The sequence below is a fragment of the Croceicoccus estronivorus genome, from assembly GCF_001625325.1.
GTDB lineage: Bacteria > Pseudomonadota > Alphaproteobacteria > Sphingomonadales > Sphingomonadaceae > Caenibius > Caenibius estronivorus.
The window spans coordinates 10,001-31,370 of sequence record NZ_JRQQ01000016.1; the positions used below are offsets into that span (position 1 = coordinate 10,001).

Sequence of the window (21,370 nt, forward strand, 5' to 3'; positions counted from 1 at the left end):
GCGAGGAATGGACCGGCGTCGCCCCACTGCTGCTATGGACGGCAATCGGCGAAATGCTGTTCGTTGCAATGCCGCTGCAAATGGATGTGCCCATCCTGCTGGGGCGAATCCGCACTCTGGTATGGATCAACTTCCTCGAAACCGCCGCTGCGGTCACTATTCTGACAGTTGCCAGCACGATCTCGCTGGAAGCTGCCGCGATCAGCCGGGTTGTCTATGCTTTCGTCTGGTTCGGCATCTATGCCGTGTTTCTGCGCCACCTGCTGACGCTTCCCATACGACGCATGATGCTGATCTATTCGCAAAGCGCCCTCTCGGCTCTGGCGGCCGGCCTGCCGATGATCGCGATTCTGTACTGGCGCGGCACGGGCAATGCCGGGCTGCTCGACCTGCTGGCTGGCGCGGCACTGGGTGTTGTCATCTGGGTGGTCGCGCTGTTCGCCTGCCGTCATCCGGCATCGCAGGAAGTGCGGCTGGCGCTGCGCACGGTGCTGGAACCCGTCGCGCTTACCTTCGGCTGGAAACCGCCAGCCTGATCCGCTTGCACGCATTGGCCCTCGCCTGAATGAGATCCAGCCGCGCGCGGAACCGCTCACTTTCGGACCCGTGGCCGAGGAGCACAGTGATGGCCGCACGAACCAGCCGGCCCCAGTACCAGCGCTGGCGAAACAGGCTGGCCAGGCCCGCCATGCGGTCGGCCACCGCCCGATCATGCCCCTCGCGCACCGCCCAGCGTTCGAAATATGCGCGGTTCAGACGCTCTTCCTGCATGAGATGGGTGATCGCCATGTCAGGGCAATAATACCCCACGGCATCCCGTTGCTCGAGCCAGGAATTGAGCCAGCGGTCTTCGGCAGTCGCCAACTCGGGGGGATATGGCCCCGTCTGGTCAAACACCCAGCGACGCAACGCACAGTTGCCCTGCGTCAGCATCCCGCCAAAATCGTGAAAATAACGCAGCCGCCTGTCGCCATAGTCGATAATGCCCAGGACCCCGCCATACCCTTCGGGTAGCCAAGCAGGCACATCGCCATCCCACTGAGGCCTGTATGGCCCCGCCACGAACACCGTCGCGGGATCGGCAAATTCACGGGCAATGACCTGCAGCCACTGCGGCGGGACCCGTTCGTCATCATCGAAGAAGGCAATGACCGGCGCCTCCGCCCGGGCGATCGCACAATTGAGCGCATGCTGCCCGCCGGGGCGGCTTTCATGGAGCGGAACGAGCCGGGAGCCATGGCGTGCCGCCAGACGCTGAATCACTGCCGGTGTCTCGTCGCCAGAGGCGTTATCCACCAGCAGGAGACGCAAAGTGATGCCGCTGCGGTCGGCTGCGAACAGCGATTCGACTGCCCCTTCCAACATTGCGGCACGGTTATGCGTTCGCAACACCACATCGATCGCCAAGGCAGTCATCCGCGGCTTGTGAGCGTGCGGCGGCGGGGCTGTCAATCGAATCAAGGCAAGCATGCCGTTGCCGAACGGCGCGGCAGGGCCCACATGGGGCTCATGCCGCCCGACACAACCGATGGAAAGACGACCAGCCCCGCAGATGGCTGGCAGACACTCAAACGCTTCCTTCCCTACCTCTGGCCCGCAGACGACCGTGGCCTGCGTAGGCGAATCGTAGTGGCCGTGCTGCTCATTATTGCAGCCAAGACGACGATGCTGGCCCTGCCCTTCTTCTATAAGCGCGCGGTGGACGCGATGACGATGGAAGGCAGCAAGGCCGTTACCGTCGCGCTTGCCTTCGTCATGGCCTACGCTCTGGGTCGCTTTTCAGGGGTCCTGTTCGACAACTTGCGCAACATCGTGTTCGAACGGGTCGGGCAGGACGCGACCCGGGCGCTGGCGGAAGATGTCTTCGCCCGGCTGCACCGGCTGTCCCTGCGATTCCACCTTTCACGCCGCACGGGCGAAGTCACCAAAGTAATCGAGCGCGGCACCAAGAGCATCGACGTGATGCTCTATTTCCTGCTGTTCAATGTCGCACCCACTTCGGTCGAACTGATTGCAGTGGCGGTGATCTTCTATGTCAACTTCGGCTGGGGGCTGGTCGCGGCGACCGGCCTTGCCGTGCTTGCCTACGCCTATGCCACGCGCGCGATCACCGAGTGGCGCACGGCCCTGCGTGCCCGGATGAACGAACTGGATGGGCAGGCCATGTCCCGTTCGGTCGATTCGCTGCTCAATTACGAGACGGTCAAATATTTCGGGGCCGAAGCGCGCGAGCAGGCCCGCTATGCAGAGGCGACGCGCGCCTATGCCAACGCCGCGGTGAAGAGCGAGAACAGCCTGGGCCTGCTCAATATAGCGCAGGCGCTGATCGTGAACCTGCTGATGGCTGGCGCCATGGGCTACACCGTCTGGGGTTGGGCCCAGGGCAAGCTGACAGTAGGCGATCTGGTGTTCGTCAACACCTACCTGACCCAGCTTTTTCGGCCGCTCGACATGCTCGGGATGGTCTATCGCACGGTTCGCCAGGGGCTGATCGACATGGCCGAAATGTTCAAGCTGATGGATACGCAGGTTGAGATCGAGGACGCGCCGGGGGCACCCGCACTGGTGATTCGGCAACCCAGCCTTGCATTCGACAACGTGACGTTCGGTTACGAACCGGATCGCACCATTCTGCACGGTCTCAGCTTCGAAGTCCCCGCAGGCAGCCACGTCGCAATCGTCGGGCCTTCCGGCGCGGGCAAGAGCACTATCGCCAGGCTGATTTTCCGCTTCTACGATCCGGCGTCGGGCCGCATTCTGATCGACGGGCAGGATATCAGCCATGTCACCCAGGCGAGCCTGCGTGCGGCGATTGGCATCGTCCCCCAGGATTCGGTGCTGTTCAACGACACTATCGGCTACAACATCGGATATGGCCGCCCCAGCGAGAGCGGAGGCGCCAGCGCCGCCGAGATCGAAGAAGCCGCGCGGGCCGCGGCCCTCATGTCGTTGATCGACCGCCTGCCCCAACGCTTCGATACGGAAGTGGGCGAACGCGGGCTCAAACTGTCGGGCGGAGAGAAGCAACGCGTGGCCATTGCCCGCACGCTGGTCAAGAACCCGCCGATCCTGCTGCTCGACGAAGCCACCAGCGCGCTCGACACGCGGACGGAACAGGACATTCTCGCCACACTCCATCGGGTGGCGGAAAACCGGACCAGCCTTTCCATTGCGCACCGCTTGTCCACCATTGCGGATTCGGACCGCATCTTCGTTCTCAACGAGGGGAAACTGGCCGAATCGGGCACGCATACCGAACTGCTGCGCCATGACGGTCTCTATGCCGAAATGTGGGCCCGCCAGCAGGCGGAAAGCGATGAGCTCGAACAGGCAGCAGAATAGGCCTCTGCGATGACAGCCGGAGCTCCCGAAACGGAACGCACCGACCGCTTCGGCCACCCAAGGGGGCTATGGGTACTTTCCGGCACCGAACTGTGGGATCGCATTTCCTTCCACGGCATGCAGGCCATGCTCGTGCTCTATATGGCGGGCGAATTGCTCAAACCCGGCCGGATAGAGCACGTTGTGGGCTTCGATCGCTATCGCGCGACAGTGGAATGGGTCACCGGTCCGCTATCGGCGCAAGCGCTGGCGACGCAAACCTTCGGCCTCTATGTCGCCTTCCTCACCTTCTTTCCCCTGATCGGTGGGTGGATCGGCGACCGTTGGACTTCCCGGCGAACGGCTGTGACCCTCGGCGCGCTGCTGATGACGGCCGGGCACTTTTCGCTCGCCTTCGACGAAAGCTTCCTGCTCGCGCTGCTGTTCCTCATTCTCGGCGCCGGGTTATTGCGCGGCAATCTCAAGGCCCAGATCAAGACTCTCTATGCCGAAGGCGACCGGCGGCTTGCAGACGCGTTCCAGGTCTACAGCTTCGTTGTCAATTTCGGCGCCTTCATCGCCCCGATCGCAACCGGCACCGTGGCCAAATACTATGGGTGGCACGCCGGATTCGCGCTCGCCGGAGTCGGAATGCTGATCGGGCTGGTCGTCTATCTCATCGGTTCACGACACTTGCCCGCCGACCGGGCAAAGCGACAGGCCGTGGTGCGAAGCAAGCTGACCTCCCGCGAACGGCAAAATGTCATGGGGCTGGTCATGATGTGGCCCGTGTCGCTCTGCTTCTGGACCGCACAGGCGCAGATCTGGAATGTCTACAACCTCTGGGTCCGCGATCATGTCGACCTGACGGTGGGCAATTTCGAAGTGCCGGTGCCATGGATGCAATCACTGGACGGCCTTGCCCCGGCGCTCTTCATCCCATTGGTCGTCTGGCACTGGCGGAGACAGGCCCGGCGCGGGACCGAACCGGACATCTTCACCAAGATCGGGATCGGTTGCGTGATATTCGCTGGCGCAGTCGTCTGGCTCGCAGCCGCACCGCTGGCCGCCAATGCCGATGGACTGGCCCCTCTGCTGTGGCCCGTAATGTTTCACCTGATTTCGAATTTCGGCGCGGTCTATTTTTCCCCGGTCATGCTCGCGCTGTGGGCCAGCCGCGCACCCGCATCATGGCGCGGCACTCTGCTGGGGGTGGAAACGCTCTCCGCGTCCGCCGCCAGCCTGATCAGCGGATACATGGGCGGCTGGTATGAAAAAATGGCGCCCAGCCATTTCTGGCTGATCAACGCCATGATCGTTGGCGGCGCAGGCCTGGCGGTACTCGCCTTGCGCAAGCCGCTGACCCGTTACTTTGGCCCTGAAGAGGCCATGCCGGAGCCCGACGGACAGACCTAGCCCGCCTGACCCTGCGGGGTTGCATCGGCAGGCACGATCCGGCAGGGGCTTTGCTGCAACGCACAAACCGCCCGCACCCTCGGCATTCCGACATGCCGCCGGGCGTTCATGGAGATGGAATAATGGGCATTCCCGGCGCGGTTCACCGCGACTGGCTCTCGAATCCGCGTGCCGACATTCTGGCCGGAATGGTTGTCGCGCTGGCGCTGATCCCCGAAGCGATCGGCTTTTCGATCATCGCGGGCGTCGATCCGCGCGTGGGCCTTTATGCGTCCGTGGCGATCGCAATCGTCATTTCCTTTACCGGCGGACGGCCCGGTATGATTTCCGCCGCGACTGCGGCTGTGGCCGTGCTTGTCACACCTTTGGTCCGCGATCATGGGGTCGAATACCTGTTCGCGGCAACGATCCTGATGGGGGTTTTTCAGGCGCTCGCCGGGCTCGCCAGGCTCGATCTCCTGATGCAGTTCGTTTCCCGCTCCGTCATCACCGGCTTCGTCAATGCGCTCGCCATTCTGATCTTCATGGCCCAGTTGCCGCAGCTGACCAATGTGACATGGCAAACGTATGCGATGGTCGCGGGCGGGCTTGCGATCATCTATCTGCTGCCCCGCGTCACCAAGGCCGTGCCTTCGCCGCTCGTCGCGATTCTTGTCCTCTCCGCGATCTCCATTGCCAGCGGCGCGCCAGTAAATACCGTGGGGGATATGGGCCACCTGCCTGATGGCCTGCCCAGCCTCGCTCTCCCTCAGGTGCCGCTGACATGGGAAACCCTGCAGATCATCGCCCCATATTCAGCGGCAATGGCAGCAGTGGGACTGCTCGAATCGCTGCTGACCGCGCAGATCGTCGACGACATGACGCATACTGAAAGCAACAAGCGCCGCGAATGCTGGGGCCAGGGCAGCGCCAACTTCATCGCCGCCCTGTTCGGCGGCATGGGCGGCTGCGCGATGATCGGCCAGTCGGTCATCAACGTCACCTCCGGCGGCCGCACCCGGCTTTCGACGCTGACGGCAGGCGTATTCCTGCTGTTCCTGCTGACACTGCTCGGCCCCTGGGTCGGACAGGTTCCGATGCCGGCGCTCGTCGCCGTGATGATCATGGTGTCGATTGGCACGTTCAGCTGGAATTCGATCGGCAACCTGCGCCATCATCCATGGCCTTCATCAGTCGTCATGCTGACCACAGTGGTGGTCGTGGTGGCGACTCACGACCTTTCCATCGGCGTGCTGTCAGGTGTGTTGCTGTCGGGCATTTTCTTTGCCGGCAAAGTGCAGCGGATGTTCGCCGTCGAACGGTCTGTCTCGCCCGATGGCCAGACAGTGACGTTCCGCGTGACAGGTCAGATATTCTTCGCTTCCGTCCAGCGTTTCACCGACGCCCTGAAAATGGATTGCGATGCGCGTCATGTCGTCATCGATACATCGAACGCGCATTTCTGGGACATCTCGGCGATTGGCGCGCTGGACAACATTGTCGCACGGCTGCGTCGTCAACGCCGCGCTGTGACCGTGATTGGGGTCAACCGGGCAAGCCAGGATCTGGTCGACAAGTTCGCTCTGCACGACAAGACCGGGGTCGAGACAGGGGCCTTTCCGCACTAAACGGCAGAGAGAGTGTGTGTGACGCCATCCGTGCCTGACCGATCAGGCACGGAAAGATGCACTCATTTCAAGACGTCGGCCTCATGCCAGACGACGGCTTGCGCCGCTTTCATGAAACCGCCTTCCTCGTCCCATGCGAGAGTGGGCGATCCGTAAAGCCGCCAGCCCTGATCCAGGGCCTCGGACACCCGCTCGCAGAAGGCGCGGTCATCCTTGCCGGTAAGCAGGCGGTAGATCGGGCGGTCTTCGGGTGTCTGGTACATGCCGGGCAGCCTCAGAGAATATATTTGCTCAGATCGCTGTCACCGGCGAGATCCGACAGCCTCTCCCGCACATAGGCAGCGTCGATTGCCACAGTCTCACCCTTGCGGTCCTCTGCTTCGAACGAGAGTTCCTCCAGCAGCTTTTCCATCACCGTCTGCAGACGGCGAGCGCCGATGTTTTCGACGCTTTCGTTCACCTGTGCAGCGATTTTCGCCACTTCGCGCACAGCCTCCGGCGCGAAGTCCAGAGTCACTTCCTCGGTCCCGATCAGCGCCTTGTACTGTTCGACCAGATTTGCCCGCGTATCGGAAAGGATGGAAACGAAGTCTTCTTCGGTCAGCGCCCGCAATTCGACCCGAATCGGCAGGCGACCTTGCAGTTCGGGCAGCATGTCGCTGGGTTTCGCGACATGGAACGCACCGCTGGCGATGAACAGCACGTGGTCCGTCTTCATCGGCCCATATTTCGTGGCGACAGTCGTCCCTTCGATCAACGGCAGGAGATCGCGCTGCACCCCTTCCCGGCTGACAGAACCGCCGCGCACATCGCTGACCGCAATCTTGTCGATTTCATCCAGAAAGACGATGCCGTTGGTTTCCGCATTGGCCAGCGCGACCCGGGCAACATCGTCCTGATCCATGCGCCGTTCCGATTCTTCATCGACCAGCTTGTCCCACGCATCGGGGACCTTCAGCTTGCGACGCTTCCTCGGCGCCCCGCCGAATGCCTTGCCCATGATGTCGCTGAGATTGATCATGCCGACATTGCCGCCCATTCCGGGCAGTTCCATCGGCATGGAGGGGGCATCCTCCACCTCGATCTCGACTTCGGTGTCGTTCATCGCGTTCTGGATGATCCGCTGGCGGAAGCTCTCCCGCGTGGCTTCGCTGGCGTTTTCACCCACCAGTGCATTGAGCAGACGCTCCATCGCAGCCTGAGAGGCCGCCTCGCGCACTGCCTCCCGGCGGCGATCCTTTTCCAGCCGGATCGCCTCTTCCGCCAGATCGCGGGCGATCTGTTCCACATCGCGACCGACATAGCCGACCTCTGTGAACTTGGTCGCCTCGACCTTCACGAACGGGGCTTCGGCGAGCTTCGCCAGCCGGCGGCTGATCTCGGTCTTGCCGCAGCCGGTCGGCCCGATCATCAGGATGTTCTTCGGCGTCACCTCGTCGCGCAATTCCGGGCTGAGCCGTTGACGCCGCCAGCGGTTGCGCAAAGCAACGGCCACGGCCCGCTTCGCTTCTGCCTGTCCGATAATATGTTCGTCGAGGGCGGCGACGATCGCCTTGGGGGTCAGATTGTCGATCATTCCTGTCTCGATTCCGCTCCCTTTTCGGGAGAGCTGTAGGGTGGACTTCAATCGGGTGGGCACCCGTCGCCTTCCCGCACGGGGAGGCGCTGAACTAGATCGTTTCGACCGTCACGCGATCGTTGGTGAATACGCAGATGTCAGCGGCGACCTTCATCGCCTTGCGAGCGATCTCTTCCGCGTCCGCTTCATAGGAATCGAGCGCACGGGCCGCCGCGAGCGCATAGTTGCCGCCCGAACCGATTGCCGCGATCTGCGATTCGTCACCGCCTTCGGGTTCCAGCACATCGCCATTGCCGGTCAGCACGAGCAAGGCGTCCTTGTCCGCCACGATCATCAGTGCTTCGAGATTGCGGAGATACTTGTCGGTCCGCCAGTCCTTGGCCAGTTCGACAGCCGCGCGCAGCAGCTGGCCACGATACTGTTCCAGTTTCCGTTCCAGCCGTTCGAACAGGGTGAAGGCATCGGCAGTCGCCCCGGCGAAACCGGCTATGACCTTGCCATGTTCGGGACCGCCTTCACCAATCCGGCGAACCTTGCGGGCATTCGGCTTCATCACCGTATTGCCCATGGAAACCTGCCCATCGCCTGCGATCACGGTCTTGCCGTTCTTCTTGACGCCGATGATGGTCGTGCCGTGCCACTGGACGGTGCCGTGGCCGTTATCCGAAGGTGTATTCATGATTGCGGCGATATGGGTCCCGCCGCGCGGAGGTCAAGGCGTATGGCCTTACGAACCGCCAGCAGGGGGTGCTGCACCGACAGCGCCGATATTGCCGAACAGATCTTCGAGGAAGGACCGATCCTTGCCCAGAACCGGCGTCTTGTCGCCTTCCGGGTCGATCTTCACGACCTGCTCCATGCCCGAACGGTCGATACCGGTGACATTGCCGCCCTGGTCGAAATGAACCGCGAAAACCGCATGATCCTTGATCTTGGGGGAGCGGAACGGCTTCTGCCGCGTATCGCTCGACACATAATACCAGGTGTCGGCCCCATAGTGGCTTTCAAACGTCGGGCGGCCCAGAGTCCCTTCAACGGATTGCTTGTTGTCGATCCCGGGATGGACGGCATTGAGCAGCACGTCTTCCGCGAGATAGCCACGCTTTTCCTTGATCGTCGTGCAGCCTGCCGTGAGCGTGGCCGCCGCAAGCGCCGCTACCAGCCCGATCCGCCCGAAAGCATTCATTACCTGCATCTCCGATTCGTCGCGTGACAGAGCCGATTGCCTTACGCGCAACGGCCCCTATACGGGCGAGAGCCTTAAGGCCCATTGGCCTGCCGTGCAATGGCGCTTGACGCCGACGGTTTGAATTGTCCCTGAATGAGGGTGCCCATGTCACTGCTATCGCGCCTTTTCCAACGCACAGCCGACCCGCGTGAAGCCCTGCGCCCCCTATGGCACAGGGTGGTCGAAATTTCGCGCGAACCGAAATGGTATGCCCAGCACGGCGTGGCCGATACAGTCGCCGGACGGTTCGACATGATAACCGCCGCGTTGTGCCTCGTGCTGCTTCGGCTGGAACGTGACCCGGAACTGAAAGGCCCCCCGGTGCTGCTGACCGAACTGTTCGTCGAGGATATGGACGGGCAGCTGCGCGAATCGGGCGTGGGCGACGTCGTGGTGGGCAAGCATATCGGACGGCTGATGTCTGTCCTCGGCGGCAGGCTCGGGGCCTATCGGGACGCCCTGGCCCAGCCGGGAGAGGATGCGCTCGCTGCCGCGATCGCTCGCAATCTCACACTCGTCGACGGAGCCGATCCGGTCGATACGGCGCGCGCCCTGCGTCAGCTCGAACAGAAGCTCGCGGAATTGGGCGACGACGAACTGATCGCCGGGAGAATCCCGCAATGACGGACAAGGCATCCCTGCCGAACAATGAATTTTCCCGCATGGTCGAACCCGCCCGGATGGGCGATGGCACGCGGCATCTGGTCGCGGACGAGTCCGAACGCGCCACACTCGCCCGGCGCTTCGCCCTGGTATCGATCGAACGGCTTGAAGCCGATGTCACGCTACAGGCCGAAGGCGAAGCCGTGACCGTAAGCGGAACCCTGCACGCCGCATATATTCAGAGCTGCGCCGTGTCGGGAGACGATCTTTCAGTGACTGTGGAAGAACCGGTCATGTTTCGTTTCGTCCCGATGGGGACATATCGCCCCGACGAGGAAGTAGAGTTGTCGGAAGACGACTGCGACGAGATCGAATACGAAGGCGGCGCGTTCGATCTGGGTGAGGCGATCTCGCAAAGCCTCGCGCTGACGATCGACCCCTATGCAACTGGCCCGAATGCGGAACAGACCCGCAAGGAAGCTGGCCTGCTGAATGAAGAACAGACCGGTCCCTTCGCCGCCCTGGCGGCGCTGAAAACTGACAAGAAGGAATAGCAGCGGGCGCTGCTGGTGAAGCCAGTGCGCTCCGGCTGATTCGGCAACGAGCCCGTCAGAACGGAATGTCGTCGTCGAAGTCATCTCCCATGGGGCTGCCGCCCGAAGACTTGCCGCCCGAGGAAGAACCGCCAAACGCGCCGGTATCTTGCCCCCAACTGCCGCCGGACGAACCGCCGCGATCGTTGTTCCAGTTTCCACCGCCGCGCTGGCCACCACCGCCACCGCCGCCCTGGGCCCCATCGAGCATGGTCATAACCGCGCCGGGCCCCTGCAGAACGACTTCCGTCGTATAGCGATCGGCGCCTGACTGGTCCTGCCATTTGCGCGTGCGAAGCTGGCCTTCGATATAGACCTTGCTCCCCTTGCGCAGGAACCGTTCGGCCACGCCGACCAGACCTTCGGAGAAGATCGCGACAGAGTGCCACTCGGTGCGTTCCTGACGCTCCCCGGTGTTGCGGTCCTTCCAGCTTTCCGACGTCGCGATGCGCAGGTTGCACACGCGCCCGCCATTCTGGAAGCTGCGAACTTCCGGATCAGCGCCCAGATTGCCTACCAGGATGACCTTGTTGACGCTGCCTGCCATCGAATTCCCTCTCGCGGATTAGAGTCCGAGCGCCACGGCGCTCCAATAAGTGATTCCCGCGAAGACGTAGGCCAACCCGAAGAGGTAGAGCAACATGAAGGTGGGCCATTTCCACCCGTTTGTTTCACGCCGCGTCACTGCGATGGTCGACAGGCATTGCGGCGCAAAGACGAACCAGGCCAGGAAAGCGAGCGCGGTCGGCAGGCTCCAGCGGGAAGAAAGCTTGTCCCCAAGCGCCAGCGCGGCTTCGTCTTCGTCATCGGCATCGACCGCATAGGTCGTCGCGAGAGAGGAAACGGCGACCTCGCGCGCGGCCATGGCGGGAACCAGCGCAAGCGCGATTTCATGATTGAAGCCGATCGGCCGGACCACCACTTCCAGACCATTGGCGATCTTGCCCGCGATCGACGCATCGACCTGGCTTTCCCCGGGCGCTGCCTTCGGGAAGCTGAGCAACAGCCACAGAATCACCGTCGCCGTAAAAATGATCGTCCCCGCGCGGCGCAGGAATATCCATGCCCGCTGCCACAATCCGATCAGCAAATCGCTGAGCCGCGGCAACTGGTACTTCGGCAATTCCATGATGAACCCGCTCGCTGCGCCTTTCGTAACCGAACGCCGCAGCACCAGCGCCACCACCATCGCGCCAATGATACCCACTACGTAAAGCGCGAACAGCACCAGCCCCTGCAGGCCGATGCCCCAGCCGACAGTGCGATGAGGAATGAAAGCGCCGATAATCACGGTATAGACCGGCAGGCGGGCCGAACAGGTCATCATCGGGGCGACCAGAATGGTGGTCAGTCGATCTTTGGGATCGGCAATCGAACGAGTCGCCATGATGCCCGGAATCGCGCAGGCGAAGCTCGACAGCAACGGAATGAAGCTCCGGCCCGACAAGCCGACGAACGCCATCAGCCGATCCATCAGGAAAGCGGCGCGGGCCATGTAGCCGGTCGCTTCCATCACCAGGATGAAGGCGAACAGGATGACGATCTGCGGCAGGAAGACGACCACCGAACCGACGCCGGCCAGTACCCCTTCCGTCAACAGGTCGCGCAGGAAGCTGGCCGGCAGAACACTGTTGGCCATTGCGATCAGCGAACCGACCGCAGCGTCCAGAGCATCGGCGAACGGCGTCGCCCAGGCAAACACGGCCTGGAAGATGACGAACAGCAGCGCGAACAGAATCGGCGGCCCCAACCACGGATGCAGCAACAGCTTGTCCATCCGCGAATGCAGCCGATGCTGCGTCGTTTCGGACAGGATCGCGCCCTGCGCGATGTTGTGTGCCGCAAGGCGCCGTTCCGGCAAGGTGATATGCGGGCGCGGATGCCCCCCCGGTTCTGCCGCGGCCTTGCTTTCCGCTTTCGCAATCGCTGCGATCAGTTCCGCCAGCCCCTTGCGCCGCACGGCCACCGTAGGGATGACCGGCACGCCAAGCGCCTGCTCCAATGCCTTGGGATCGAGCACCAGCCCATCCCGCTGGGCGAGATCGACCATGTTGAGCGCCACGATGACGGGACGCCCGAGTTCTATCACTTCCTGCGCGAAGACGAGATGCTGTTCCAGATTCGACGCATCGAGCACGACGATCAGCACTTCCGGCTGCGCCTCGCCCGCGAATTCGCCCAGGATGACCTTGCGCGTCACTTCCTCGTCCGGGCTCGTGGCGTCGAGCCCATAACTGCCCGGCAGATCGATCAGTTCGACCGGCTCGCCTGACGGAAGCACGAGCCGCCCTGCTTTCCGTTCCACTGTAACGCCGGGATAGTTGGCAATCTTCTGCCGCGCGCCGGTCAAAGCATTGAACAGCGCGCTTTTGCCGGCATTGGGATTCCCAACCAGAGCTGCTGTACGCATCCGCATCACAGCGCCTCGACCTGCATGGCCTGGGCATGGCTGCGGCGAATCGCCACACTCATACGCCCCACCATGATCGAGAGAGGATCACGCCCGGCAAAGACCCCGCGATGCGCCACGGCAACGCGCGCACCCTCGTCCAGCCCCATGGCCCGCAGCCGCTGCCCTTCCTCGGGTGCCAGCAATGACCAGTCCACCGCAGTGATCCGGGCTCGCTTGCCGGTCGGGAGCTCTTCCAATGTCATGCCGGGGCCTGCATCCTATGCTTTGCTATGCCCGCCCCGCTGCCAGATTAGCGGACATATTGCAACTGGTTCGCATTAAATGCAGTCGAATGTCTTCACCGGGCCGGATAACGCAGGCGGCCAAGAAAGCGGGCCATGCTGAAATGGCGGTCGGCCGGGGGAACCAAGCGCATCTTGGCCTTTTCGAAGCGAATGATGCCAGCGATCCTGCGGTCGAGGAACGCCTTGGTTTCCGCCTTTCCCTCGCTTTCGTCATCAACGAACACTGCGAGAGTCGCGGCATAGATCCCGCCTAGGATCGTGCGTTTGGTATAGTGATTGAAATCGCTCGCCGTATCGTTGGCGAGCCGCCACATCAGGTCGGCGCTGTGCCACCCCCGCTTGAGGGACGTCGTCGCATTCTGCGGCATTGCGAAGATCGCCAGCGCCCGGCGGACAGCCTCTTCGCGGCCCGCGACGGCATCCAGCCGGAACTGCACCAGCCGCCGGATCCGTTCCCGCACCGGCAAGGTCGCGAGTTGGTCCGCCGGCAAGGCAGCCGCCATGGCCGTGTCGATTCCGTCAATCCATGCACCGATCATATCCGCCGGGCCGCCGGGAAAGGCGAACCGCGCCGCTGCCGGATCGACACCGGCAGCCACGGCCGCCGCATCGAGTGCGGTCTCGCTCCACCCGTCGAATGCAGCATTCGCGGCAATTCCCGGCGCGAGCAAAGCGCGAATTTCGTCAAGCGTGAGATCGGCGGCGGACTGGCCCATCGTCAGAAGCTCGGTCCGTAGACCTGGCCTTCATCCCGGCTTTCCTGCTGCGACTTGGCGCGGGCCTGAATCTCCGCGAGAGTCGAACTGCCTGCCCCTTGCAGCGCCGCGTAATCGCGCGCCGAGCGGCCGGAATTATCCGGGCGATCCGCATCCGCTCCAGCCTTGAGCAAAGCGCGCATGACCGGAATATCCTTGCGGTGAACTGCCGAGATCAGGGGTGTTTCCCCCGTGTCGTTGGCATCGTTGACGCGCGCGCCATTGGCGATCAGTTCATCCACCCCTTCCACGAAACCCAGCCGGGCCGCCAGCACCAGCGGCGTCACGCCGTGTTTGTCGCCGATGTTGGGATTAGCCCCATGCTGGAGCAGGAACCGTGTCCATGTCAGATCGCGGCGGGCGACGGTGAGATGCAGGCCGGTTTCACCGGATGTCACATCGCGGGTATTGACGATCGTGGTGCCCGGTTCATTGAGATATTTGGTCGCGGTATCGCCATCGGCTTTCTTGACCGCTTCGAGAAATTTGTAGCTGTCGGAAAATTGCGCATGAGCCACCGACGGCACGGTCAGCACACCCGCGCACAGCGCCAGCCACAGCTTCATCCATGCCTTTCGCATCGCCACTGCAATCTCTCCTTCATCTCCAAGCGATATAATAAGGGACTCAGCCCTTGCCGTCGTGGGGTTAGCAGAGCATGAACCGACGCGCTATGATGAAGCAACTGTTCCTGCCCCTCGCTGCGGCCCTGGCACTTGCCGGCTGCGACGCTTCCACCACTGCCGACAACAGCACCGCACAGGCCCCGCTGGCCGATGCGCGCATCGGCGGGCCGTTCACTCTGATCGACAAGGACGGGAAAACCGTGCGCTGGTCCGATTTCGACGGGCGTTATCGCATCGTCTATTTCGGTTACACATACTGCCCTGACGTCTGCCCGTTCGACATGCAGAAGCTGATGCAGGGTTTCGCCCTGTTCGCCAAGCAGCATCCCGACCTGGCGGATCAGGTCCAGCCGATGTTCATCTCGATCGACCCCGAACGCGATACTCCTGAAGTGGTCGGGGAATTTACCGGCGCGTTTTCCGACCGCCTGCTGGGCCTCACCGGCACGCCCGAACAGGTCGATGCGGCGGCCAAGGCGTTCAGCGTCTATTACGCCAAAGGCGACGTATCTCCGGGCGGCGGCTATCTGATGGACCATAGCCGGGGCACTTACCTGATGGGCCGCAAGGGCGAACCGATTGCGCTGGTGCCGGTCGATGCCGGCCCTGAAGCGGTCGCGGCGGAACTGGCCCGATGGATACATTGAGACCCCGCTTCTGGACCCTGCCGCTGGCAGAACTGAGCCGCAGCGAATGGGAAGCCTTGTGCGACGGGTGCGGCCAGTGCTGCCTGCACAAGCTGGAGGATGCCGACACGGGCGAAATCCTGCACACCAATGTCGCCTGCAAGCTGCTCGATACTGCAACCGCGCAGTGCAAGGATTACCGCCACCGCAAGACATACGTGCCCGACTGCCTGCGGCTGACCGCGCGCAATGTCGGCCAGCAGCATTGGCTGCCCAAGACCTGTGCCTATCGCCTGCGGGCGGAAGGCAGGCCCCTGCCCGACTGGCATTACCTTGTTTCGGGTAGCCGCGAGACAGTGCATGAAGCCGGCGTTTCGGTGGTGGGCCGGGTGATTAGCGAAACCGAGGCCGGGCCGCTGGAACACCACATGGTCGACTGGCCCGACGTCGCCAGCGGGTAGAACGCATGATCGACTGGCTGCGCAGGTCCAGTGAACCGCCAGCGCTCGATCTCGCCGGGCGCACAGTGCCCATCGTCTTGCGCCGCCATGCCCGCGCCACCCGCATGACCTTGCGCCTCGCCCCCGATGGCAGCGAAATACGCGTAACCTTGCCGCGATGGGGCCGCACAGCCGACGCGGTCGACTTCGCCCGTTCGCGCAGCGACTGGCTGGAAAACCAGATGGCCCGCGTTCCGGACGCCATCCCGCCCGTGCCCGGCGGCACCCTGCACCATTGCGGCCACGCCTTGCGCATCGTCTGGTCACCCGGCCTGCCGCGCAAACCCCGGATAGAGGACGGGCGCATTCTGGCGGGCGGCCCGGAAGCGGGCCTTGCCGCACGCCTGCGCCGCTGGCTGGAAGCCGAAGCGCTGACCCTGATGGGCAGCGACTTGTCCCATTATTGCTCCCGCGCGCAAGTGGCCACGCCCGTCCTGCGCCTGTCACGCGCCCAGCGGCGGTGGGGCAGTTGCGCGGGCGACGGCACCATCCGCCTGAACTGGCGGCTTGTCCAGGCACCGGAAGCCGTGCGCCGATCCGTCGTCGCGCATGAAGTAGCCCACCTCGTCCATTTCGATCATTCGCCTGCGTTCCATGCTCTGCTGAATGACCTGTTCGATGGCGATCTGGCTGCTGCAAACGGCTGGCTCAAACGCGAAGGGCGCAGTCTCTACACCGCTTTCGGCTGATCCACGGCCTCGCCGCCGACCGCAACCGACCCTCCATGGCAACGAAACACTGGCTATGCCGGGTGCACGCCCCTATCTAGGCGCGCATGAGCTTCTGGCGGAAAATCTCCCCTTCCCGCGCCGTCCGCGATTTCGCGCACGAATTCATGCGCCCCACGCCCTATCGCTGGCCGATCATCGGGGCGTCCGCGCTTGCCACCTTCACTATCTTCTCGGTCATGTGGCAGGAAGAGGCAGTCGGCCCGCCCCCACGCCCCGAAATCACTTACATCACGACCTTCGCCCCCGGACGAAGCGACAAGGAAATTGCCGCGTCCAATCTGGCCAATCAGAAAGTTCAGGACAAGCTGGCCGCCGAACAGGCAGAACGCGACGAAAGGGTCAAGGGCATCTATCGCACGCTCGGCCGCATATCGGGCATGGATGTCGACAAGATAGAGCGCGATGCGGAAGCCGAACGCGCGGCGGAAGCACGCGCCGAAGCACAGCAGCAGGCGGAGTTGCGGGGCCGAAGCGTTGCGACCGAATAGGCCGGACGAATACTGGCTGGCCTCCGCCGCCAGACTGGCGGCACGCGGCCGCCCCGTCAGCCGCCCCAATCCTGCAGTGGGTGCGGTGATCATTCGCGACGGCGTGGTGGTCGGACGCGGCTGGACCCGTCCCGGCGGGCGTCCCCATGCCGAAGCAGAAGCACTGGCCATGGCAGGTGAGGCGGCACGCGGAGCAACACTCTATGTCACGCTGGAGCCCTGCGCCCACCAGAGCGCACGCGGCCCATCCTGCACATCGCTGATCTGCGAATCGGGAATCGCCACGGTGATTGCCGGGGTGGAAGACCCCGATCCGCGTACCGCAGGCGACGGCTTTGCCCGGTTGCGCGCCGCCGGGATCACTGTACGGCTGCTGCCGATTCCGGCCGCCAGGATCAGTCTGGAAGGCTATCTCATGCAGCGCCGCCACGGACGGCCGCATGTCACGCTCAAGCTTGCGACTTCGCTCGACGGCTGCATTGCCCTGGCCGACGGCACCAGCCAATGGATCACGGGCGAGGCAGCACGCGCCCATGTCCATTCCATGCGTGCCAAGGCAGACGCAATCCTTGTCGGCGGCGGCACGCTGCGGGCCGATTCGCCCCGGCTAGACGTCAGGCTCTCGGGGCTCGAAGCCCGCAGTCCGGAACGCTGGGTCCTGACGCGCGGCGCTGCGCCAGCCGGATGGCAGGCGATTGCCTCGCCCGAAGCGATCGCGGATATGGACGGCGTGCAATATCTCTTCGTCGAAGGCGGGGCCGCCTGTGCCGCAGCCTTTCTCAAGGCCGATCTGGTCGACCGCCTGCTACTTTACCGTGCGCCGGTCGTGATCGGTGCAGGCCGCCATGCGATTGGCGATATCGGGATCGCCGACCTAGCCTCTGCGCATGGCCGATGGCAGTCCGGTGATCGGCTTACGCTTGGCAGCGACACTTTGGAAACCTATGAGCGCAAACGGTCCTGAGACCGTCGAAAGGGATACGATGTTCACCGGCATAGTCACCGCCATCGGCACTATCAAAGACACGACCGTGCGCGGCGACCTGCGCGCCACGATCGCTTGCCCCTACGATCCGGCGGCAATCGCCATCGGCGCATCGATCGCCTGTTCGGGCGTTTGCCTGACCGTCATCGAACGCGGCGGCAGTGCTGGCGACGCGTGGTTCACTGTCGACATTTCCGGCGAGACTCAGGCCTGCACGGTGCCGGACCGGTGGGTGGAAGGCCGCAAGCTGAACCTCGAACTGGCTCTGAAGCTGGGCGACGAATTGGGCGGCCATATCGTGACTGGCCATGTCGATGCCGTCGGAACCGTTGCCGCGCGCGGCAAAGACGGGGATTCGACGCGTCTGACCATTGCGGCGCCGAAAGAGATCGCCGCCTACATCGCTCCCAAAGGGTCGATCACTGTCGATGGCGTATCGCTCACCGTGAACACGGTGGAAGACCAGGCGGACGGTTCGGCCCATTTCGGCCTCAACATCATCCCGCACACAGCCGCGGTCACGACGCTGGGCGATCTTTGGGAAGGCCATAAGGTCAATCTGGAGATCGACGTTCTCGCCCGGTATCTCCAGCGAATGCAAAGCCTGAGAGGCTGAACGGCCCGGCCACGCAGCAAAACGGCGGCTGATCCCAAAAGGAAACAGCCGCCGCTTCGTCGTTTCGCTGAATCAGGCCGTAACGTCGGCCAGCGCGTCGATGAACTTCTGGATGTTGCCCATCGTCAGCCCCGCCACGTTGATGCGGCCGGAACCCGCCATATAGACGCCGTGCTTTTCGCGAATCGCAAGGATCTGATCCTTGTCGAGCGCCAGCATGGAAAAGAGCCCGTTCTGGTGTGCCAGCGGGGCAAGATCGAGGCCCGCTACGCGGTTGTCCGCGGCAGCCAATGCCTTGCGCACATCGCGCATCCGCGTGCGCATGGCGTCGAGTTCAGCCAGCCATTGCTTGGTCAGGCTTTCGTCGCGCAGCACCAGCCGCACGGCGGCCGCCCCATGATCCGGCGGCTGCGACCAGTTGGTCCGGGCCAGGACGTGGCCGTTGGAAAGGACTTTCACCGTACTCTCGGCGCTCTTGCCCATGACATAGAACGCACCAACCCGATCCCGGTAGAGCCCGAAGTTCTTGTCGCAGCTATAACAGATCATCGCTTCGGGAACGGCAGCCAGGACCTTGCGCAGCCCGGCGGCGTCTTCATCCATCCCACGGCCAAGGCCCTGATAGGCAAGGTCGATGATCGGCAGCAAACCGCTGTCCGCAACCAGCCTGGCAACTTCGTCCCACTCTTCGGGAGTGTAATCGATACCGGTCGGGTTGTGGCAGCAACCATGAAGCAGGATCGCATCACCCGGCTGGGCATCGGCGATCGCCGCACGCAATGCCGCCATGTCCGCCGTCCCAACCGGGCCGGCATGACTGAACCCGACGCTTTCCATCTCGAGATCGGCAAGGATCTGAGGATGGTTCGGCCAGGTCGGGGTGCCGGTGATGATACGGTTGATTCCGCTGCGCTTCGCCAGTGCGAAAGCAAGCCGGAGCCCGCCGGTACCACCGGGCACCTGCATTCCATCTATCCGCCCCCCCATGGTCGGGTCCTTGGAGCCGAAAATGTAGGGCATCAGCGCATGGACGAAGCCCATGTCGCCTTCCGGGCCGAGATAGGCTTTCGAATCCTGTTCGGCCACCAGCTTCTGTTCGGCGGCCTTGACCGCAGAGAAAACGGGCGTCGCTCCATCATTGGTGCGATAGACGCCAACGCCAAGGTCGATCTTGTCGGCGCGCGGGTCCGCATCGTAGAGCTTGATGAGCGCGAGGAGCGCATCGGCGGGCTGTTGATTCAGGCTATCTAGCATGGCGCCGCTCCTTGCCGATGTGCCTGCTTTCTATCAACTGGAAAATCGCGTTTGCGGCATCAAATGCCCCGCCCGGCGGCCCAGTTCCTCAGAAAGGAATCCACTTCTGGGTCTTGCGGATCTTCATATAGCCTGCATTCACGCCAAGCCTCAGGCCTGCCCCCATGCGAATCGGGATCAGCACAGTGTCACCATTCCGCAGATAACTGGCGTTGAATCCGCCAATCACGTAGGCCTGCCCTTCGACAGCGGGGAAGCGTTTGTAGATGTCTTCCGTGTCATAGAGATTATAGACCAGCACGAAGGTATTGCCGACATTGGCACCCACGTCGAAACCGATCGACGGGCCCGTCCAATAGACCGGGCGTTCGCCTTCCACCTTGTGGTACAGCGTGCCCGAACCGTAACGCAAACCGATGCCGATCGCACCGCCGCCTTCGCGGCCGACGATGTAGGCATTGGGCTCACCCTGCTTTTCCAGCCAGCTCTCGATCATGCGGGCCAGCCCTTCAGCCCCTTTGCCGAACACGCCTTCTGCTGCGCCGACCAGATCGTCGCGCTTGTAAGTCTTGCCTTCCGCCGCCGCCCCGGCAGGATCGCCTGCGGCCTGGCTTGCCGCCTTCGACGCATCGGGAGAGGTCACCACCGGATCCGCGGGGGTTTCCGCAGGCATCGGCGTGCCGTTGCCCGATACCGGTTCGCTGCCCCAGGTATCGGCAGATTCGGGGGCACTGCCCGCTGGCGTCGTCGCGGCGGCCGAATCCGGCGCGGCGAGATCGCCGTCGATCGGGAGCTCCCCTTGCTGCGCGGCAAGCGGCGCAGCGCCAAGCATGAGAGCAAGGCCCGCCAGAGCACCGGCAGCATGGCGGCGTAATGTGGCGGCGAAAAACGTCATGTGCGATCCCCAGACCCGTCAGAAACGGACTATTCCTAAGGAAACAGCATGAGTCCATGGCAGGTGAAGCGGCAATGAACGCTCGACGAAGCGAGTCTCTTTCGGGCCGAATTGAATCGATCAAGCTGTGATCGGGGCCACAGCAAATTTCCTGAAAGGTGTACTTGCCGGGGCACCCCACCGCCGTTATAGCGCGCCGTCTGCCGCCAAGGCGTTCCGGAGACGTGGGTGAGTGGCTGAAACCAGTTCCCTGCTAAGGAACCATACTCGTAAGGGTATCGAGGGTTCGAATCCCTCCGTCTCCGCCATCTTCCCGAATCAGAAGGCTTCTCTTGCGGAAGCGGCGGGCCACATAGGCCCGCCAGACATCGTTTTACAGATTGTAGAAATCGGGGAAGCGTTGGAGCAGTTCGCCGATTTCATTGTCCGAAATGTTGAACTCGAAACCTTCTTCATCACCCCGGCGGCGATAGCCGTAAACGTTCGTCCATGACCATCCGGCCATCCCGTTCACGGGGAAGACTTCCCAGGTGATGTGGCACAGTGCTGAGCCGTCCGAGACCTGAACCACTTCGAATTCACGCATGCGAATATCCGAGCCGACACCGGCGCGTTCGAAACGGGCGACCTGATCGCTACAGGCATCGTTGGCGGTCGCCCGGTCATCGAAGCAATGCACCTGGCCGAGCGTAAACGAATAATACGGAAAGACGTAATGCCCGGCGATGGCCTTGCCATCCTTGTCGAGCATTGCCTGGCCATAACTACGGCACAGCGCGTCCGGCCCCTTTATCATCCCCAAATCCTTCCATTACTTTTTCTGGTTGGTGGGGGATGGCGCACATTTGAG

At 63.0% G+C, this 21,370-nt stretch carries 25 protein-coding genes and 1 tRNA gene (1 of these 26 only partly in view); 13 read left to right on the forward strand and 13 right to left on the reverse strand.

Annotation, left to right across the window (positions count from 1 at the left end; genetic code table 11):
• Positions 1-536, forward strand: partial view of an oligosaccharide flippase family protein gene (locus tag MB02_RS16775; RefSeq protein ID WP_067540579.1) — the 3' end only. It extends 934 nt beyond the left edge of the window; only the last 536 of its 1,470 coding nucleotides appear in the window; its start codon lies off the left edge, out of view; the stop codon is at positions 534-536.
• Here the strand turns inward: MB02_RS16775 and MB02_RS16780 are convergent.
• The gene (locus MB02_RS16780; protein WP_156495571.1) at positions 508-1,470 is read right to left on the reverse strand and encodes a glycosyltransferase family 2 protein; all 963 of its coding nucleotides are present in this window, start codon (positions 1,468-1,470) and stop codon (positions 508-510) included. The two genes, MB02_RS16775 and MB02_RS16780, sit on opposite strands and share 29 nt — an antisense overlap.
• Positions 1,471-1,509: 39 nt before the next feature.
• On the opposite strand from MB02_RS16780, the gene MB02_RS16785 reads away from it, so the two are divergent.
• From MB02_RS16785 to MB02_RS16795, 3 genes are all read left to right on the forward strand, one after another.
• Complete coding sequence (locus MB02_RS16785; protein ID WP_067540657.1) at positions 1,510-3,342, forward strand: ABCB family ABC transporter ATP-binding protein/permease; 1,833 nt, start codon at positions 1,510-1,512, stop codon at positions 3,340-3,342.
• 9 nt (positions 3,343-3,351) lie between these two features.
• Positions 3,352-4,737, forward strand: a complete 1,386-nt coding sequence (locus tag MB02_RS16790; RefSeq protein ID WP_067540584.1) for a peptide MFS transporter — start codon at positions 3,352-3,354, stop codon at positions 4,735-4,737.
• Between the two features lie 122 nt (positions 4,738-4,859).
• Entirely contained in the window at positions 4,860-6,344 is a 1,485-nt protein-coding gene (locus MB02_RS16795) for a SulP family inorganic anion transporter (RefSeq protein WP_067540587.1), read from the forward strand.
• Between the two features lie 62 nt (positions 6,345-6,406).
• On the opposite strand, the gene MB02_RS16800 is transcribed toward MB02_RS16795, so the two are convergent.
• The 4 genes from MB02_RS16800 to MB02_RS16815 form a co-directional block, all read right to left on the reverse strand.
• Complete coding sequence (locus tag MB02_RS16800; protein WP_067540590.1) at positions 6,407-6,607, reverse strand: DUF1737 domain-containing protein; 201 nt, start codon at positions 6,605-6,607, stop codon at positions 6,407-6,409.
• 11 nt (positions 6,608-6,618) lie between these two features.
• Positions 6,619-7,920 (reverse strand): ATP-dependent protease ATPase subunit HslU, encoded by a 1,302-nt coding sequence (gene hslU, locus MB02_RS16805; protein ID WP_067540593.1) that lies wholly within the window; start codon positions 7,918-7,920, stop codon positions 6,619-6,621.
• A gap of 94 nt (positions 7,921-8,014) precedes the next feature.
• Entirely contained in the window at positions 8,015-8,602 is a 588-nt protein-coding gene (gene hslV / locus MB02_RS16810; RefSeq protein ID WP_082826277.1) for an ATP-dependent protease subunit HslV, read from the reverse strand.
• A gap of 48 nt (positions 8,603-8,650) precedes the next feature.
• The gene (locus MB02_RS16815; protein ID WP_067540660.1) at positions 8,651-9,109 is read right to left on the reverse strand and encodes an outer membrane protein assembly factor BamE; all 459 of its coding nucleotides are present in this window, start codon (positions 9,107-9,109) and stop codon (positions 8,651-8,653) included.
• A 147-nt stretch (positions 9,110-9,256) separates the two neighbouring features.
• Here MB02_RS16815 and MB02_RS16820 point away from each other — a divergent pair, with 147 nt between their 5' ends.
• Both MB02_RS16820 and MB02_RS16825 read left to right on the forward strand, forming a co-directional pair.
• Positions 9,257-9,775 carry a ubiquinol-cytochrome C chaperone family protein gene (locus MB02_RS16820; RefSeq protein ID WP_067540599.1) on the forward strand — a complete coding sequence of 173 codons (519 nt, stop codon included), beginning with the start codon at positions 9,257-9,259 and terminating at the stop codon, positions 9,773-9,775.
• Entirely contained in the window at positions 9,772-10,308 is a 537-nt protein-coding gene (locus MB02_RS16825; protein WP_067540602.1) for a YceD family protein, read from the forward strand. Before MB02_RS16820 ends, MB02_RS16825 begins: the two co-directional genes overlap by 4 nt.
• Positions 10,309-10,363: 55 nt before the next feature.
• Here the strand turns inward: MB02_RS16825 and ssb are convergent, their stop codons facing one another.
• The 5 genes from ssb to MB02_RS16850 form a co-directional block, all read right to left on the reverse strand.
• Positions 10,364-10,894 carry a single-stranded DNA-binding protein gene (gene ssb, locus MB02_RS16830; RefSeq protein ID WP_067540605.1) on the reverse strand — a complete coding sequence of 177 codons (531 nt, stop codon included), beginning with the start codon at positions 10,892-10,894 and terminating at the stop codon, positions 10,364-10,366.
• 18 nt (positions 10,895-10,912) lie between these two features.
• A complete protein-coding gene (feoB, locus tag MB02_RS16835; protein ID WP_156495572.1) occupies positions 10,913-12,763 on the reverse strand; it encodes a ferrous iron transporter B in 1,851 nt (616 codons plus the stop codon).
• Positions 12,763-13,002, reverse strand: a complete 240-nt coding sequence (locus tag MB02_RS16840; protein ID WP_067540610.1) for a FeoA family protein — start codon at positions 13,000-13,002, stop codon at positions 12,763-12,765. The genes feoB and MB02_RS16840 overlap by 1 nt, the downstream gene beginning before the upstream one ends.
• A 95-nt stretch (positions 13,003-13,097) precedes the next feature.
• Entirely contained in the window at positions 13,098-13,760 is a 663-nt protein-coding gene (locus tag MB02_RS16845; protein ID WP_067540613.1) for a COQ9 family protein, read from the reverse strand.
• Between the two features lie 2 nt (positions 13,761-13,762).
• Positions 13,763-14,380, reverse strand: coding sequence for an ankyrin repeat domain-containing protein (locus MB02_RS16850; protein ID WP_156495573.1), 618 nt, complete (start codon positions 14,378-14,380; stop codon positions 13,763-13,765).
• 77 nt (positions 14,381-14,457) lie between these two features.
• On the opposite strand from MB02_RS16850, the gene MB02_RS16855 reads away from it, so the two are divergent.
• The 6 genes from MB02_RS16855 to MB02_RS16880 all read left to right on the forward strand — a co-directional run bounded on the left by MB02_RS16855 (position 14,458) and on the right by MB02_RS16880 (position 18,371).
• A complete protein-coding gene (locus tag MB02_RS16855; RefSeq protein ID WP_067540616.1) occupies positions 14,458-15,072 on the forward strand; it encodes an SCO family protein in 615 nt (204 codons plus the stop codon).
• Entirely contained in the window at positions 15,060-15,512 is a 453-nt protein-coding gene (locus tag MB02_RS16860) for a YcgN family cysteine cluster protein (RefSeq protein WP_067540619.1), read from the forward strand. The genes MB02_RS16855 and MB02_RS16860 overlap by 13 nt, the downstream gene beginning before the upstream one ends.
• Positions 15,513-15,517: 5 nt before the next feature.
• Positions 15,518-16,240, forward strand: coding sequence for a M48 family metallopeptidase (locus MB02_RS16865; protein ID WP_067540622.1), 723 nt, complete (start codon positions 15,518-15,520; stop codon positions 16,238-16,240).
• Positions 16,241-16,326: 86 nt separating this feature from the next.
• Positions 16,327-16,770 carry a hypothetical protein gene (locus MB02_RS16870; protein ID WP_067540625.1) on the forward strand — a complete coding sequence of 148 codons (444 nt, stop codon included), beginning with the start codon at positions 16,327-16,329 and terminating at the stop codon, positions 16,768-16,770.
• On the forward strand, positions 16,757-17,734 hold the full coding sequence (ribD, locus tag MB02_RS16875; protein WP_235829563.1) for a bifunctional diaminohydroxyphosphoribosylaminopyrimidine deaminase/5-amino-6-(5-phosphoribosylamino)uracil reductase RibD: 978 nt from the start codon (positions 16,757-16,759) through the stop codon (positions 17,732-17,734). The genes MB02_RS16870 and ribD overlap by 14 nt, the downstream gene beginning before the upstream one ends.
• A 19-nt stretch (positions 17,735-17,753) precedes the next feature.
• Positions 17,754-18,371 carry a riboflavin synthase gene (locus tag MB02_RS16880; protein WP_067540669.1) on the forward strand — a complete coding sequence of 206 codons (618 nt, stop codon included), beginning with the start codon at positions 17,754-17,756 and terminating at the stop codon, positions 18,369-18,371.
• Between the two features lie 72 nt (positions 18,372-18,443).
• On the opposite strand, the gene MB02_RS16885 is transcribed toward MB02_RS16880, so the two are convergent.
• Together MB02_RS16885 and MB02_RS16890 are read right to left on the reverse strand one after the other, a co-directional pair.
• Positions 18,444-19,625 (reverse strand): amino acid aminotransferase, encoded by a 1,182-nt coding sequence (locus tag MB02_RS16885; RefSeq protein WP_067540628.1) that lies wholly within the window; start codon positions 19,623-19,625, stop codon positions 18,444-18,446.
• Positions 19,626-19,713: 88 nt separating this feature from the next.
• Positions 19,714-20,520, reverse strand: a complete 807-nt coding sequence (locus tag MB02_RS16890; protein ID WP_067540631.1) for a DUF1134 domain-containing protein — start codon at positions 20,518-20,520, stop codon at positions 19,714-19,716.
• Positions 20,521-20,738: 218 nt separating this feature from the next.
• On the opposite strand from MB02_RS16890, the gene MB02_RS16895 reads away from it, so the two are divergent.
• Positions 20,739-20,828: transfer RNA gene (locus MB02_RS16895), tRNA-Ser, on the forward strand.
• Positions 20,829-20,893: 65 nt separating this feature from the next.
• On the opposite strand, the gene MB02_RS16900 is transcribed toward MB02_RS16895, so the two are convergent.
• On the reverse strand, positions 20,894-21,316 hold the full coding sequence (locus MB02_RS16900; RefSeq protein WP_067540633.1) for a hypothetical protein: 423 nt from the start codon (positions 21,314-21,316) through the stop codon (positions 20,894-20,896).
• Positions 21,317-21,370 lie beyond the last annotated feature (54 nt).

What these genes read in the sequence shown, in the direction of transcription:
- MB02_RS16780 (WP_156495571.1), bottom strand. Translation starts at nt 1,470, where the DNA reads ATGCTTGCCTTGATTCGATTGACAGCCCCGCCGCCGCACGCTCACAAG.
- MB02_RS16785 (WP_067540657.1), top strand. Translation starts at nt 1,510, where the DNA reads ATGCCGCCCGACACAACCGATGGAAAGACGACCAGCCCCGCAGATGGC.
- MB02_RS16790 (WP_067540584.1), top strand. Translation starts at nt 3,352, where the DNA reads ATGACAGCCGGAGCTCCCGAAACGGAACGCACCGACCGCTTCGGCCAC.
- MB02_RS16795 (WP_067540587.1), top strand. Translation starts at nt 4,860, where the DNA reads ATGGGCATTCCCGGCGCGGTTCACCGCGACTGGCTCTCGAATCCGCGT.
- MB02_RS16800 (WP_067540590.1), bottom strand. Translation starts at nt 6,607, where the DNA reads ATGTACCAGACACCCGAAGACCGCCCGATCTACCGCCTGCTTACCGGC.
- hslU (WP_067540593.1), bottom strand. Translation starts at nt 7,920, where the DNA reads ATGATCGACAATCTGACCCCCAAGGCGATCGTCGCCGCCCTCGACGAA.
- hslV (WP_082826277.1), bottom strand. Translation starts at nt 8,602, where the DNA reads ATGAATACACCTTCGGATAACGGCCACGGCACCGTCCAGTGGCACGGC.
- MB02_RS16815 (WP_067540660.1), bottom strand. Translation starts at nt 9,109, where the DNA reads ATGAATGCTTTCGGGCGGATCGGGCTGGTAGCGGCGCTTGCGGCGGCC.
- MB02_RS16820 (WP_067540599.1), top strand. Translation starts at nt 9,257, where the DNA reads ATGTCACTGCTATCGCGCCTTTTCCAACGCACAGCCGACCCGCGTGAA.
- MB02_RS16825 (WP_067540602.1), top strand. Translation starts at nt 9,772, where the DNA reads ATGACGGACAAGGCATCCCTGCCGAACAATGAATTTTCCCGCATGGTC.
- ssb (WP_067540605.1), bottom strand. Translation starts at nt 10,894, where the DNA reads ATGGCAGGCAGCGTCAACAAGGTCATCCTGGTAGGCAATCTGGGCGCT.
- feoB (WP_156495572.1), bottom strand. Translation starts at nt 12,763, where the DNA reads ATGCGGATGCGTACAGCAGCTCTGGTTGGGAATCCCAATGCCGGCAAA.
- MB02_RS16840 (WP_067540610.1), bottom strand. Translation starts at nt 13,002, where the DNA reads ATGACATTGGAAGAGCTCCCGACCGGCAAGCGAGCCCGGATCACTGCG.
- MB02_RS16845 (WP_067540613.1), bottom strand. Translation starts at nt 13,760, where the DNA reads ATGGGCCAGTCCGCCGCCGATCTCACGCTTGACGAAATTCGCGCTTTG.
- MB02_RS16850 (WP_156495573.1), bottom strand. Translation starts at nt 14,380, where the DNA reads ATGCGAAAGGCATGGATGAAGCTGTGGCTGGCGCTGTGCGCGGGTGTG.
- MB02_RS16855 (WP_067540616.1), top strand. Translation starts at nt 14,458, where the DNA reads ATGAACCGACGCGCTATGATGAAGCAACTGTTCCTGCCCCTCGCTGCG.
- MB02_RS16860 (WP_067540619.1), top strand. Translation starts at nt 15,060, where the DNA reads ATGGATACATTGAGACCCCGCTTCTGGACCCTGCCGCTGGCAGAACTG.
- MB02_RS16865 (WP_067540622.1), top strand. Translation starts at nt 15,518, where the DNA reads ATGATCGACTGGCTGCGCAGGTCCAGTGAACCGCCAGCGCTCGATCTC.
- MB02_RS16870 (WP_067540625.1), top strand. Translation starts at nt 16,327, where the DNA reads ATGAGCTTCTGGCGGAAAATCTCCCCTTCCCGCGCCGTCCGCGATTTC.
- MB02_RS16880 (WP_067540669.1), top strand. Translation starts at nt 17,754, where the DNA reads ATGTTCACCGGCATAGTCACCGCCATCGGCACTATCAAAGACACGACC.
- MB02_RS16885 (WP_067540628.1), bottom strand. Translation starts at nt 19,625, where the DNA reads ATGCTAGATAGCCTGAATCAACAGCCCGCCGATGCGCTCCTCGCGCTC.
- MB02_RS16890 (WP_067540631.1), bottom strand. Translation starts at nt 20,520, where the DNA reads ATGACGTTTTTCGCCGCCACATTACGCCGCCATGCTGCCGGTGCTCTG.
- MB02_RS16900 (WP_067540633.1), bottom strand. Translation starts at nt 21,316, where the DNA reads ATGATAAAGGGGCCGGACGCGCTGTGCCGTAGTTATGGCCAGGCAATG.